General features: G+C 62.1%; 12 protein-coding genes. 5 read left to right on the forward strand and 7 right to left on the reverse strand.

Features of this window, described 5'->3' with window-relative positions:
• Nucleotides 1-661: 661 nt before the first annotated feature.
• On the forward strand, nucleotides 662-1,240 hold the full coding sequence (locus AC1MGT_RS06290) for a cupin domain-containing protein (RefSeq protein ID WP_499503466.1): 579 nt from the start codon (nucleotides 662-664) through the stop codon (nucleotides 1,238-1,240).
• Nucleotides 1,241-1,620: 380 nt separating this feature from the next.
• Here the strand turns inward: AC1MGT_RS06290 and AC1MGT_RS06295 are convergent, their stop codons facing one another.
• The gene (locus AC1MGT_RS06295) at nucleotides 1,621-3,828 is read right to left on the reverse strand and encodes a putative bifunctional diguanylate cyclase/phosphodiesterase (protein ID WP_499503467.1); all 2,208 of its coding nucleotides are present in this window, start codon (nucleotides 3,826-3,828) and stop codon (nucleotides 1,621-1,623) included.
• A 242-nt stretch (nucleotides 3,829-4,070) separates the two neighbouring features.
• Here AC1MGT_RS06295 and AC1MGT_RS06300 point away from each other — a divergent pair, with 242 nt between their 5' ends.
• Genes AC1MGT_RS06300 through AC1MGT_RS06310 form a run of 3 tightly spaced genes read left to right on the forward strand, consistent with a single transcriptional unit; the run spans nucleotide 4,071 to nucleotide 6,007 of the window.
• The gene (locus AC1MGT_RS06300; RefSeq protein WP_499503468.1) at nucleotides 4,071-5,141 is read left to right on the forward strand and encodes a M35 family metallo-endopeptidase; all 1,071 of its coding nucleotides are present in this window, start codon (nucleotides 4,071-4,073) and stop codon (nucleotides 5,139-5,141) included.
• 6 nt (nucleotides 5,142-5,147) lie between these two features.
• The gene (locus tag AC1MGT_RS06305) at nucleotides 5,148-5,714 is read left to right on the forward strand and encodes a hypothetical protein (protein WP_499503469.1); all 567 of its coding nucleotides are present in this window, start codon (nucleotides 5,148-5,150) and stop codon (nucleotides 5,712-5,714) included.
• Nucleotides 5,715-5,740: 26 nt separating this feature from the next.
• Entirely contained in the window at nucleotides 5,741-6,007 is a 267-nt protein-coding gene (locus AC1MGT_RS06310) for a PAAR domain-containing protein (protein WP_258835366.1), read from the forward strand.
• A gap of 1 nt (nucleotide 6,008) precedes the next feature.
• On the opposite strand, the gene AC1MGT_RS06315 is transcribed toward AC1MGT_RS06310, so the two are convergent.
• The 6 genes from AC1MGT_RS06315 to flhF form a co-directional block, all read right to left on the reverse strand.
• Nucleotides 6,009-6,524 carry a hypothetical protein gene (locus AC1MGT_RS06315; protein ID WP_499455472.1) on the reverse strand — a complete coding sequence of 172 codons (516 nt, stop codon included), beginning with the start codon at nucleotides 6,522-6,524 and terminating at the stop codon, nucleotides 6,009-6,011.
• A gap of 79 nt (nucleotides 6,525-6,603) precedes the next feature.
• Nucleotides 6,604-7,359, reverse strand: coding sequence for a flagellar motor protein MotD (motD, locus tag AC1MGT_RS06320; protein WP_499503470.1), 756 nt, complete (start codon nucleotides 7,357-7,359; stop codon nucleotides 6,604-6,606).
• Nucleotides 7,360-7,368: 9 nt separating this feature from the next.
• The gene (locus AC1MGT_RS06325; RefSeq protein WP_343027941.1) at nucleotides 7,369-8,112 is read right to left on the reverse strand and encodes a flagellar motor protein; all 744 of its coding nucleotides are present in this window, start codon (nucleotides 8,110-8,112) and stop codon (nucleotides 7,369-7,371) included.
• Nucleotides 8,094-8,822: an RNA polymerase sigma factor FliA gene (locus tag AC1MGT_RS06330; protein WP_183555772.1), complete on the reverse strand. Its 729-nt coding sequence runs from the start codon at nucleotides 8,820-8,822 to the stop codon at nucleotides 8,094-8,096. The genes AC1MGT_RS06325 and AC1MGT_RS06330 overlap by 19 nt, the downstream gene beginning before the upstream one ends.
• A 42-nt stretch (nucleotides 8,823-8,864) precedes the next feature.
• Nucleotides 8,865-9,683 carry a MinD/ParA family ATP-binding protein gene (locus tag AC1MGT_RS06335; RefSeq protein ID WP_499503471.1) on the reverse strand — a complete coding sequence of 273 codons (819 nt, stop codon included), beginning with the start codon at nucleotides 9,681-9,683 and terminating at the stop codon, nucleotides 8,865-8,867.
• A complete protein-coding gene (gene flhF, locus AC1MGT_RS06340) occupies nucleotides 9,676-11,082 on the reverse strand; it encodes a flagellar biosynthesis GTPase FlhF (protein WP_499503472.1) in 1,407 nt (468 codons plus the stop codon). Before flhF ends, AC1MGT_RS06335 begins: the two co-directional genes overlap by 8 nt.
• Nucleotides 11,083-11,383: 301 nt before the next feature.
• On the opposite strand from flhF, the gene AC1MGT_RS06345 reads away from it, so the two are divergent.
• Nucleotides 11,384-11,707 carry a hypothetical protein gene (locus tag AC1MGT_RS06345; protein ID WP_499503473.1) on the forward strand — a complete coding sequence of 108 codons (324 nt, stop codon included), beginning with the start codon at nucleotides 11,384-11,386 and terminating at the stop codon, nucleotides 11,705-11,707.
• Nucleotides 11,708-11,795: the final 88 nt, after the last annotated feature.

The raw sequence follows: 11,795 nt of genomic DNA on the forward strand, positions 1-11,795 counted from the left end.
CCACTTGATCCGCTTTGGTGGGAACCAATTGTTCGTAAGGGTATGCGACGCTTTCGCCCTTGCCTCCCTGGTACGATAAATTTAATGAAAGGGTCCGGCCTTGGATTCAACCGATCGATGCAACACACTACACTCTGGGTAAGCAGAAGGAGTGTTACGGATGAAGCAGATAACAAGTATTTATTATACGGAAGCCCAGAAAACTTTGATGTCGGAGCCCTGGAATAAAGGGCATTGCCGTTTGTCCAAATCCTTGAAACCCTTTTTTCTCCAATCCATAGTTCATTTCTAAAGCTTCCCGGTTTGAATTGATACGTTTGCGACATAGTAACCCCAAGAAATTTAGGGATTACAAATCATAGACCAGGTTTCATCTAATTTTTTCATGCATTTAAAGCACACGTGGCTGGAAGCATTAATTTTCTGTTTTCTGAAATATATTCCTCAAAAAATCAATTACTTGCGCCGAAATTTATGTCGGGCAACCGACTAAATCAATGGATTCCTATATAGGTATTGTTAAAACAGACGATTTGACGCTGCTTACCAGCCTACTGAGGCATTAAAAGAAATCGACAGCCCATCTGAATTATTGTAAATTTAATAGTGCAGCAAAAATTTCAATTTGGTATTTGAATCATTGACCAAAAGGAGAATAGACATGGATGCTGATGCTAATTTTTCACTAAGCGATTGCGAACACGAGACATTGAAGCGAGCTGCCCAACAAAGGGTGATGCCGTTCGACGAGGAAAGACGTGAATATACCGGATCCGAGCTTGAAACCTTCGGTCTCGTGCGGGAAGGATACAATCGTCGGGAAATGCATAAGGCCGGCGTAAAACCTGAACGTGTATCATGCTTTGATGAAATAGCTGTACTGGCCGAAAGAACAATGCCATTGGATACTCCTTTTGGGAGCAACATTCGAAAATGGCAACTTCCAATCGACATGATGCCAATCCGCGTTTCAAAAACAGTGTTTCCGAAAAATTCTGTCGTCCGGCCCCACGTTCATCCGGAAGGCGAAGTTGGAAATCCCGGCGGAGGTCTGCGCGTTGTGACAAAAGGCTGTATTACATTTGATGGAAAGGCATATGGCCCTGGTGACTGGTTCTTCGTGCCAAACGGCGTTCCCTACGAATTTTTGACATCGTCAGAAGGAGACACAGAAGTGATGTACACCTATGCCTTCTTTGCGGCTGCTGAGGGAAATCGGTTCTCTCATCCTCACGCTTGATCTTTCTATACGAGAGGGCTGACTGATGACAGTTTTGTGGCCCTCTCATGCCATTCAGTGCTGAAGATAGGTGTCGAAGGGCACGCGTTTAGTGAGATGACGAAAGCTTCTTCCTTGCCATCGAATGGAGCCTTGTATTGGCTGCCATACGCACGCGATCACATACGCTGACCGACCTTCGCAACACCTTATAGCTGTATGTTGTTAATCATCGCGACATTTTTTATGTTTTCCGTGAGTATCAACTTCAGGTCAAAGTCGGACTGTCGCACACCTGCATGCCCTGCTGACTATGGGCATACGTTATTGTTGAAGCAACTGGTGAATAACGCTTTGCCGACGTGCCCTGACAGACCGCCCATCGCGCGACGTGCGTGCGCCTACGCAGCGGCCGTAAGATTGCCTGGCTGGCTCTGAACAGCAGGCGCCGCGCGCAGCAACGCTTCGATGGCGTTCGGCGCCACCGGCCGGCTGTAGCAGAAGCCCTGCATCTGGTCGCACCCGTGGGCCAGCAAAAAGGCGAGCTGGTCCGCCGTTTCGACGCCTTCGGCAATCACGTTGAGCTTCATCGAGTGGGCCAGGCCGATCACGGCGTCGACAATGGCGGCGTCATCGGCATCGTCGATCAGATCGCTGACGAACGAGCGGTCGATCTTGAGGCTGTGGATCGGGAAGCGCTTCAGGCTGGCCAGGCTCGAGTAGCCGGTCCCGAAATCGTCGATCGCCAGTTGCACGCCCATCGCCGCCAGGCGCGCCATCGTGGCGGTGGCCGCCACCGGGTTCTGCATCAGCACGCTTTCGGTGATTTCCAGCGTCAGCGCGCGCGGGTCGCACCCGGTTTTCTCGAGCAGCACAGCGACGCGCTGGGCCACGTCCTGGCCCAGGAACTGACGCGCTGACAGGTTCACGCTGACGCGTACCGGCGGCAGGCCGCCCTGCTGCCAGGCCACTTGCTGGGCCATGGCGGTTTCCAGCACCCACTCGCCAATCGGCACGATCAGGCCGGTTTCTTCGGCCAGCGGGATGAAGTCGGCCGGCGACACCATCGGCTTGCCCTGCGGCTGCCAGCGCAGCAGCGCTTCGACGCCACCCAGGTGGCCGGTGGCGATATCGACCACCGGCTGGTAATGCAGCACGAATTCGCGGCGCTGCAGCGCCCGTTGCAGCTCGCTTTCCATGCGCAGGTGCAGCGCGGTCTGCGCGCCCATGTCGGCCATGTAGAAGCTGAAGCCGTTGCCGCCCTCGCCCTTCGAGCCGTACATCGCGCTGTCGGCACACTTGAGCAGCGTGGCGCTGTCGGTGCCGTCGCGCGGGTACATGGCGATGCCGATCGAGCCGGTCGGGAAGACCTCTTGACCGCACAGCAGCAGCGGCTGAAACAGGTTCTCGAGCAGCTTGCGGGCCACGCGCGCGGCGTCGGTCTCGCCGTTCATCTCGGGCAGCACGACGACGAATTCGTCGCCGCCCTGGCGCGCCACGGTGTCGCTCTCGCGTAGCGAACTCGACAGGCGGCGCGCGATCTCGACGATCAACTGGTCGCCCGCGTCGTGCCCGAGCGTGTCGTTGACGTGCTTGAAACGGTCGAGGTCGATGAACATCACCGCCACCTGGCTCCCGGCGCGGTGCGCATGGGCAATCGCGCGCTCGAGCCGGTCCTGCAGCAGCACGCGGTTCGGCAGGCCGGTCAGGGCGTCGTGGTTGATGACGCGCAGCAGCGCTTCTTCGGCGCCCTTGCGGCGCGAGATGTCTTCGACCACCGAGATGAAACGCTGGTTGCCATAGGCGTCGCGCATCGTCGAGACACTGACATTGACCCAGATCGGCGTGCCGTCGCGCCGCAGCAGGCGCCGCTCGCGCTGGTAGTCGCTGATCTCGCCGTCGCGCAGACGTTTGACCAGTGTCAGCTCGTCCGGCAGATCGTCCACGTGCGTCAGTTGCTGGAAGAAGCGCTGCAGCAGTTCGATTTCCGTGTAGCCCAGGATCTGCGCCATCTTGCCGTTCACGCGCAGCAGGCGTCCGTCCGGGCCCAGCAGCACGATGCCAACCGCCGCCTGGCTGAAGGTCAGGCGGAAGAACTCCTCGCTCTCCTGCAGGCGCAGGCGCGCCTTGCGGCGGAAGGTGATGTCCTGGCCGATCAGCAACAGCATGCAGCCGCCGGCCTGCTCGGTGCGGCGGATGTTGAATTCGAGGTGGCGCACGCCGTCCGCGTGGCCTTCGAGCGAGACGAGCACGTGGTCTTGCGGCATGCCGGTGTCCAGTGCAGCGCTGACGCGCGCGGCCAGGCCGGCGTCGGGCAGCCAGCGCGCGAGTGGATGGCCGGCGCTGGCCGATTCTTCCGGTGCGTCGATCAGCTCGGCCATCATGCGGTTCATCGAGCGTACGCAGCGCTCGGCGTCGATGACCAGCAAACCTGCCGGCATGCCGTCTATCACTTGCTCGAGGTAGTTGCGGTTGTGGCCGAGCAGCGCGTGGGCGTCACGCAGCGCATGCGCCTCGCTGGTGTCCCAGGCGAGTTGGCCGGTTGTGGCGCCCAGGTTGGTTGCCGCAAAAGCTTGCGGTGCGGAAGTCTCATTTGGCTGGATCATCATGGGAGGCACCTGTAGCTATGCAACGTAATCGAGTGTTATTTTTTGTTGGATACGATTGTTGCATAATAGCAAACTAAGCCTGTTCAGGCGACGGTTGTCGCTCCTCTGTTGTTATTTCGTGTGAGATTTTTGTGTAGCAGAAGACACGATTCAAGCTCGCCATCGCCCGGTGCTGCAGCGGCTCAATGTGGGCAGAAAAAATAAGGTGAGAGTTATCCGGTCCAACCCAACCGGAGTCCACCATGCATTCAGGTTTTCTGCTGTCGCGCGCCGCTGGCGCACTCGCCGTTGTGTGCAGTGCTGGCGCGGCGCATGCCCAGGTCAACGTCACGCTGAGCCCGGCGCAACCGGCGGTTGGTCGCGGCGACAACGTCCTGGTGAGCGTCACGCTGACCAATACCTCGTACACGGTCCAGCACCTGCTGCGCTGGCGCACGCCGCAGCAGGGCCTGGAGGCGCCGCTGTTCGAGGTGCAGCGCGACGGTCAGCCGGTGCGCTACCTGGGCCGCCGCATCAAGCGCGCCGCGCCGGGGCCGGCTGATTACCTGCAACTGGCCCCGGGCGCGGCGCTCACGCACACGGTCGAGCTCTCGCGGTTCTACGAGATGACCATTACCGGTAACTACACGATCCGCTATCGCAGTCCGGCCATGCCGTCGCCGGGCACGACCGTCGGCGCGGTGGTGGGCGAGCTGGCCTCCAACCCCGTCACGATCTGGATCGACGGCCGCCTGCCGCGTGGCAGCAGGACGACGATCCTGCCGGAGGCAGCCGCCCCTGCCACGGGTTTTGCCAATTGCAGCAATGCGCAGCAGGAGCACCTGGTGACGGCGATCGACGCCGGGCGCGCAATGGCGGCCGACAGCCAGGCCTACCTGACCTCGGGCACGCCATATGGCGCGCGCTATGCGATGTGGTTCGGGGCGCAGGACGCCGCGCGCGGCGCGAAGGTCACGGCCAATGTCACGGCGATCAAGGAAGCGTTCGAGAGCAAGCCCCTCAAGATCAACTGCGATTGCGACGAGCCGTATTTTGCCTACGTGTATCCCGCGCGGCCGTACACGGTCTGGGTGTGCAAGGCGTTCTGGGCCGCAGCGGCGACAGGGACCGATTCGCGCGGCGGCACGCTGCTGCACGAACTGAGCCACTTCGACGTGGTGGCGGCGACCGACGACCACGTGTACGGCCAGGCTGCGGCAGCGGACATGGCGCGCAGCGCGCCGCAGCGGGCAATCAACAACGCCGATTCGTATGAGTATTTCGGCGAGAACACGCCGCGGCAGGCGACTGCGGCTCAGGCTGCCGGGGAGTGATCGACCATGACACGGCTCCCGACCACCCTTGCCGCCGCCAAATTCGCCCAACACCCCGGCTTCGACCGCCCCGAAAGCACGCTGCTCGACGACTACAAGCGCTGGGCCAATACGCCCCCGAAAGACTGGAAACCCACCCCCTGGTTCCCGGTCCCCTGGAACCGCAACCCGCTTGCCGCCTTCAACGACCTGCCCTCGATGGGCTTCATCCACTGCCCCGTGTTAGTCAAGTTCGAGGATAACGAAGGCAAGCCGGTCAAGCGCCGCGACGCCCGTCAAAAGCTGCAGGAAGCCGGCTGGCAGCAGGCGCTGCAAACACTGCCCGAAGCGCAGCGCGCTGCAGGCCCGGCGCGCATCATCGCCGCGTTCAACCACGACACCGAACAGAAGATCGCGCTGGCAGGCATCGTGTTCATCAGCCCGCCCAGCAAGGAACGGCGCGAGGCGCAAGGCGCGAACATCTTCAAGCACATCGTCCAGCCGTCGATCGACCCGGACAACTACAAGCCACCGACCGTGGCCTCGGTACTGGGCGCAGACGCCATCCCCGAACACGACACCGCATCCGACTGAAGTACCGTCAGAAGAAAGGCTCAATCATGCGCAATATCATCAGGCTCGGCGACGCCACGTCGCATGGCGGCAAGGTCCTTAGCGTCAGCGCGCGGCATGTGAAGGTGGGCGGTATTCCCGTGGCGTGCGTGGGCGACACTTGCAGTTGCCCCATCAAAGGTCACAATGGCTGCAAGATCGTCAGCGGCTCGGCGCATCATAAAATCGACGGCAAGCTGATTGCCTTCGATGGCGACAAGACGAGTTGTGGCGCGACGCTGATCGCCAGCGCCACCAATTGCAAAGCGCCTTGAATCAGCGCGCGGCCATCCTGACCGTGTGCGAGAACTTGACCGGCAGCGCCGGGCTGCTCTTGATGCCGCCCGCGTCGAGCTTGCGCAAATCGGTCACCCATGGGCCGGCGTAGCGGATCTCGTAACTGTGCTGGCCAGGCTTGAACGCATAGGCCTGCGTGATGTCGAGCGTGTTCAGATAGGTCGTCTGCGGCTTGACCTCGAGATAATCAGCAGCGTTCAGCGGGCCGCGCTTGACCATGCGACCCGTGTAAGCGACCGTGTCCGTCAGTGAACTCAGCGCAAAACGGGGGGCGCTCAGATCGTCGCCCAGCGCGATCTCGCGCGGGATCCATATCGGTACGTCGCCCCGGTTCTCGATCAGCACCCGCACCTTGACCTTGCCGGCCCCGGTTTCCACTTCGAGCCGATGCTGGACGTTCACCTTGGCCTCCACGGCCTTGACCACGCCAACCAGGCCGACCAGCGACAGCACCATTGCCAGCTTGGCCGCCGGCGAGCTTCGTTTGACATGCATTGCGACTCCTCGAGGATTCACGGCAGGCGTCACCCGCGCGACGCTGCCTGTCGATTATGCCATGATTCCATCAATACATTCACGGAAGTATGTTACCGCCGGTCTCGGGCAGTGCTGCCAGGATCATCACCGCCACGCGCCGGTTGCGCGCCTTGCCGGCCTCGTCGGTGTTGGGCGCCACCGGGCGCGTCGCGGCAAAGCCGATCGCCGACAGGCGCACCTCGGGCACGCCGTTGGCGGCGAACAGCCGCACCACGCTGCTCGCGCGCGCGGTCGACAGTTCCCAGTTCGATGGATACAGTGGATTGGCGATCGGCAGGTCGTCGGTGTGGCCTTCGACCTCGATGCGGTGCGTGTCGTTCCTGAGCAGGCCAGCCACCTGCGCGAGGATTTCCTGGCCTTCGCCGTCCAGCACTGCTTCGCCCTGCGGGAACAGCACACTGGCGTTGATCTCGACGCTGATGCCGCGCGCGTTCTGGATCACCCGCACCTGCCCCGACTTCACCAGCGGCAGCAAGGTCGCCGACAGTTCGCGCGCCATCACGCCCATCTTTTCCTGCTCGCGTCGCGCTGCTTCGTTGCGGCGGCGGTTGATGATGTGCGACAGCGGCAGCACCGGTTCGACATTGGTGTTGACCTGGGTGGCTGCGCCGCGGCCGCCGAACGCATCGCCGAGCGCCTCGGACAGCACCTGGTACTTGCCCTCGTTGACGATGGAGATGGCGTACATGACGACGAAAAACGCGAACAGCAGCGTGATCAGGTCGGCGTATGAAATCAGCCAGCGTTCGTGGTTTTCGGTGGGGACATCGTCGTCGTAGCGCTTGCGTGCCATGGCGCTGGCCTAGTGGTGCGTGAGCAGGCTGGCGACGCGCTCGTCGACGACGCGGCCGTGGTCACCGCTGGCCAGGTCGGAGAACACTTCGGCCAGGATCTCGTACTGCGACACCTTGTCGCTGACGATGGCCTTGAGCTTGTTGCCGACCGGGTAGAAGAACAGGTTGGCCATGCCCACGCCGTACACGGTCGACACGAACGCGACCGCGATGCCCGAGCCCAGACGGGCCGGATCGGACAGGTTTTCCATCACGTGGATCAGGCCCAGCACGGCGCCCAGGATGCCGATCGTGGGCGAATAGCCGGCGGCCGATTCCCAGATACGCGCCGCCTGGCGCTGGGCGAATTCGTAGCCGTTGATTTCGTGTTCGAGCAGGCTGCGCACCTTCTCCGGCGCGATGCCGTCGACCACCAGGCGCAAGCCTTTGGCGACGAACGGGTCGGCCTTGCTCATGAATTGTTCGAGCGACAGCAAGCCATCGCGGCGCGCCGTCAGGCTCCATAGCGCGATTTCGCGCGACAGTTTCTGGCGGCCGTTTTTTGGTGGCACGAACACCCAGCGCAGCATGGTGATGCCGCGCAAGAAGGTGCGTGTCTCGCTTTGCAGCAGCACGGCGCCGAAGGTACCGACCACCACGATGGCAAATGCGGCAGGCTGGATCAACGACGAGAACTTGCCGCCGTCGAGGGTGTAACCGAGAAAGATGCCGGCGATTGCCAGCACCAGGCCGATTACGCTGGCCCAGTCCATAATTGCTCCCGTAAGGTAGTGCGCAAACGTGCGACGGCCTGGGTGTGCAGCTGCGACACCCGCGATTCACTCACGCCCATCACGGCGCCGATTTCCTTCAGGTTCAGTTCTTCTTCGTAATACAAGCCCATCAGAAGTTTTTCGCGCGGCGGCAGCTTGTCGATCGCGTCGATGACGGCCTGGCGAAAATCGGTTTCCATCAGGCTGCGCAGCGGATCGGCATCGTCCACCGCATAACGGTCGAGGAAATTGTCGCTGCCTTCGTCGGCATGAAAGTCCTCGTAGTACAGCAGCTGGTGGCCGCCCGAGTCGGCCAGCATGTCCTGGTACTCGTCGAGCGAGATCTTGAGCGACGCGGCCACTTCGGATTCGCTCGGCGGGCGGCCCAGGCGCTGCTGCAGCGACTGCATTGCACCCTCGACCTTGCGCATGTTCTGGCGCGTGCTGCGCGGCATCCAGTCGCTCGAACGCAGCTCGTCGAGCATCGCGCCGCGGATGCGCAGCACGGCATAGGTCTCGAACTGGGCGCCGTGGTCGTCTTCGTAGCGGTTGATCGCGTCGAGCAAACCAATCATGCCGGCCTGGATCAGGTCATCGACCTCCACCGAAGGCGGCAGCTTCGCCTTCATGTGGTGGGCAAGACGCTTTACCAACGGCATATGCTCCGTCAGCAAAGAATTCTTGTCCGCTTTCCCTTTGACCGTATACATGCTGGCGTATGTCTTTTTCTTTATATGTCGATGGCGACTGTGTCAGGAACCGATGGACGCGCTGCCCTGGCGGCCGAACTGCGGCAGTGCAGGCAGTGCGAACTTGCCGGCCAGCTGGCGGAACGCAACCGATGCGCCGGCCAGCGGGAAGGCATCGACCACGGCCCGGCCCAGACGCGCGGCGCGGTGCAGGTATTCGTCGGCCGGCACGGCGCCCATGAAACTGAGCTTGACGGCCAGATAACGTGTTGCTGCCAATGACATATTATCGTATACCACCTTGGCCTCCCCCTCAGTCGCGCCGGTCACCAGGATGCCGAATGGCCGGCGGCCCAGTTCCTGCGTCAGGCGCTTGATGAGCGAGTAGGCATTGGTGATCGAGGCCGCGCTGGTCGACACCTGGATCACGATCTCCGAACTGGACATCAACGGCACCGGAAACTCACCGTCCGGACCCAGTTCGCCATCGACGATCACGATGCCCGCTTGCGTGGCCAGCACGTCGAAGGTCTTGCTCAGACGGCGCACGTCGTCGGCCGATTCGGGCGTGCCCATGGGCACCACCGAGAAGCCTTGCGGGGCCGGATGGATCACCTGGTTCAGCGCGCTTTCCTGGCGCGCGACCTGCAGCAGCGAGGCGCCGCGGTTCAGGCCCAGGCGGCGGGCGACGCCGTACTCGACGTTGCAGGCGTCGACGATCAGCACTTCGTTGCCGGCCTGGGCCAGCGAGGCGCCCAGGTTCACCAGCATCGCGCCCTTGTCGTCTTCCGGCGTGGCCGACAGAAACGTGACCACGCGCGGACGCGGGCCTTGCAGCATGCGGCGCAGGCCTTCGGCCTGGTCGAAGTCAAAACTAGCCATGCGACACCTCGCGGCGGTTGGCTTGCGCGGTGGCTGCCATCAGCATCGGCAGGTCGGCGTCCGCCGGGGCGGTGCCACGGTTGCGGAACGCGCGGTCGATCAGCATCGCGCTGTCGGCCACATGCAGGTCTTCCGGCACGCGCTGGCCGTTCGAGACGTAATGCAGTTTGAGCTTCTGGCGGATCACGATGTCGAGCACGCCACCGGTCGAGGCAGCCTCGTCCATCTTGGTCATGATCGCGCCGTGCAGGCCGCTGCCCTGGTAGGCGCGCACGACTTCGTTCAGCGTCTCGTTGGTCGACGTCGAATTCAGGCACAGCAGGCGTTTGACTTCGGCGCCCGAGCCCGACAGCATCGCGACCTGCTCGGCCACCATGTGGTCGCGCTGCGACATGCCGATGGTGTCGATCAGCACAGTGTGCTTGTTGCGCAGTTCTTTCAGGGCGATGCGCAGGTCGGCCTCGTCCTTCACCGAGTGCACCATGACGCCGAGGATCTTGCCGTAGATGCGCAGTTGTTCGTGACCGCCGATACGGTAAGCATCGGTGGTGATCAGGGCCAGCTTGTCCGGGCCGTGGCGCATCACGCAGCGCGCGGCCAGCTTGGCCGTCGTGGTGGTCTTGCCCACGCCGGTCGGGCCGACCAGTGCGAACACGCCACCTTCGGACAACATCGCATCTTCGTTGCCGATGGTCGCCAGGTTACGTGCCAGCACGGTCTTCACCCAGCGCATCGCTTGCGCCGCGTCGTTCATGGCCGGCATTTTTTCGATGATGTAGCGTGCCAGCGTGGCCGAGAAACCGGCAGCGAGCATTTCACGCAGCACGGTGGCCTTGTGCGGCTCGCGCTGGGCGGTCGAGCCCCACGACAGTTCGGCCAGCTGGGTTTCCATCAGGCCGCGCATGGCACGGATCTCGCTCATCATGTTGCTGACTTCCGAGGTCGCCGATTCCTTGGCCTGGGTGATGGCGGCGCTCATCATGGCGGTCATCGCGGCCATGTCGATCGTTGGTTCAGGTGCGGGGGCGCGGCGTTCGGCGTAGGTCGACACCGGCTCGGCCGGCGCCAGCGGCGCCATCGGTGCCACGGGCGCGACGTAGGCAGGCGCGACCGGCGCGTTCATGACCGGACCGGCATCCTGGTAGCGGCGTGCCGGGGTGGCGCGCGGTGCGGCTGGTGCGAGTTCGTCGAAGTGCTGCAGCTGCGGTTTTGGCTGCGCCATCTCGGAGTCGGCGACAGGCGCGGACAGCGACGCGACATCGTCGTTGTCGAGTGCCAGGATTTCGACGGCGCCATCGACCGGACGGTTGGACAGGATGACGGCATCCGGGCCCAGGGCTTCGCGCACCTTGCGCAAGGCATCCCGGGAAGTTGCCGCTGTAAATTTCTTCACTTTCATCGTGGTTCTCCGCACTTCAATCTATGTTCTGCATGACGGGCACATGCCCATCGATAGGAATCATTATTGTCGATGCCGTGCGGAAACGATCAACCGAGAAGGATGGGGAAAAGGGCCTATTTCCCCGCAACCAGAAAAAATGATACCGGTTTATTGGAATCAGACAGGATTGGTGCAGACGCCGCCCCGGTTTGCGCTGGCGCAAACAGGTGGCGTCCGGGTGCCGATCTTGCGAATGCCGGCCAGGTCGAATCATGACTGGCACGGCTGGCGTGCCGCAAACGTTCATCAGGAGAACCCCATGGCACGCTCGATCCGGCTGATCTACCGCAATGTACAGGGCCGTGTACGCCGCAATTTCAACTGGCCCGGCCTCACCGAAAGCTCGGCCGTCCTCATCACGGCCGCAGAGTGGGCACCGGTCCTCGACCCGTTCGATTCACCGCCCGGCCGTCCTCACCTGGGCGAGGCCAATGTGTATGTCACCAATATCGGGCCTCACGATCCCGAAGGCGGTCCCGGCGGTGTCGAGTTCCATCTGCATGTCGACTGGGACAGTCCGTTGCATATTCTTGTCACGATTACCGACCTGGGGCCTATCGAGAAGCAGATCGTGATGGACTAGGGCATCTGGCCCCTGGAGCCTGGCAGCGGCATGGTTGTGGGACGTCAGCGGGTACCTGCATCAGCCACCTATGATCAAAAACTTCTCA

The sequence above is a fragment of the Telluria sp. BA11 genome, assembly GCF_056680305.1.

What these genes read in the sequence shown, in the direction of transcription:
- flhF (WP_499503472.1), bottom strand. Translation starts at nt 11,082, where the DNA reads ATGAAAGTGAAGAAATTTACAGCGGCAACTTCCCGGGATGCCTTGCGC.
- motD (WP_499503470.1), bottom strand. Translation starts at nt 7,359, where the DNA reads ATGGCACGCAAGCGCTACGACGACGATGTCCCCACCGAAAACCACGAA.
- AC1MGT_RS06305 (WP_499503469.1), top strand. Translation starts at nt 5,148, where the DNA reads ATGACACGGCTCCCGACCACCCTTGCCGCCGCCAAATTCGCCCAACAC.
- AC1MGT_RS06315 (WP_499455472.1), bottom strand. Translation starts at nt 6,524, where the DNA reads ATGCATGTCAAACGAAGCTCGCCGGCGGCCAAGCTGGCAATGGTGCTG.
- AC1MGT_RS06345 (WP_499503473.1), top strand. Translation starts at nt 11,384, where the DNA reads ATGGCACGCTCGATCCGGCTGATCTACCGCAATGTACAGGGCCGTGTA.
- AC1MGT_RS06295 (WP_499503467.1), bottom strand. Translation starts at nt 3,828, where the DNA reads ATGATGATCCAGCCAAATGAGACTTCCGCACCGCAAGCTTTTGCGGCA.
- AC1MGT_RS06290 (WP_499503466.1), top strand. Translation starts at nt 662, where the DNA reads ATGGATGCTGATGCTAATTTTTCACTAAGCGATTGCGAACACGAGACA.
- AC1MGT_RS06335 (WP_499503471.1), bottom strand. Translation starts at nt 9,683, where the DNA reads ATGGCTAGTTTTGACTTCGACCAGGCCGAAGGCCTGCGCCGCATGCTG.
- AC1MGT_RS06310 (WP_258835366.1), top strand. Translation starts at nt 5,741, where the DNA reads ATGCGCAATATCATCAGGCTCGGCGACGCCACGTCGCATGGCGGCAAG.
- AC1MGT_RS06325 (WP_343027941.1), bottom strand. Translation starts at nt 8,112, where the DNA reads ATGGACTGGGCCAGCGTAATCGGCCTGGTGCTGGCAATCGCCGGCATC.
- AC1MGT_RS06330 (WP_183555772.1), bottom strand. Translation starts at nt 8,822, where the DNA reads ATGTATACGGTCAAAGGGAAAGCGGACAAGAATTCTTTGCTGACGGAG.
- AC1MGT_RS06300 (WP_499503468.1), top strand. Translation starts at nt 4,071, where the DNA reads ATGCATTCAGGTTTTCTGCTGTCGCGCGCCGCTGGCGCACTCGCCGTT.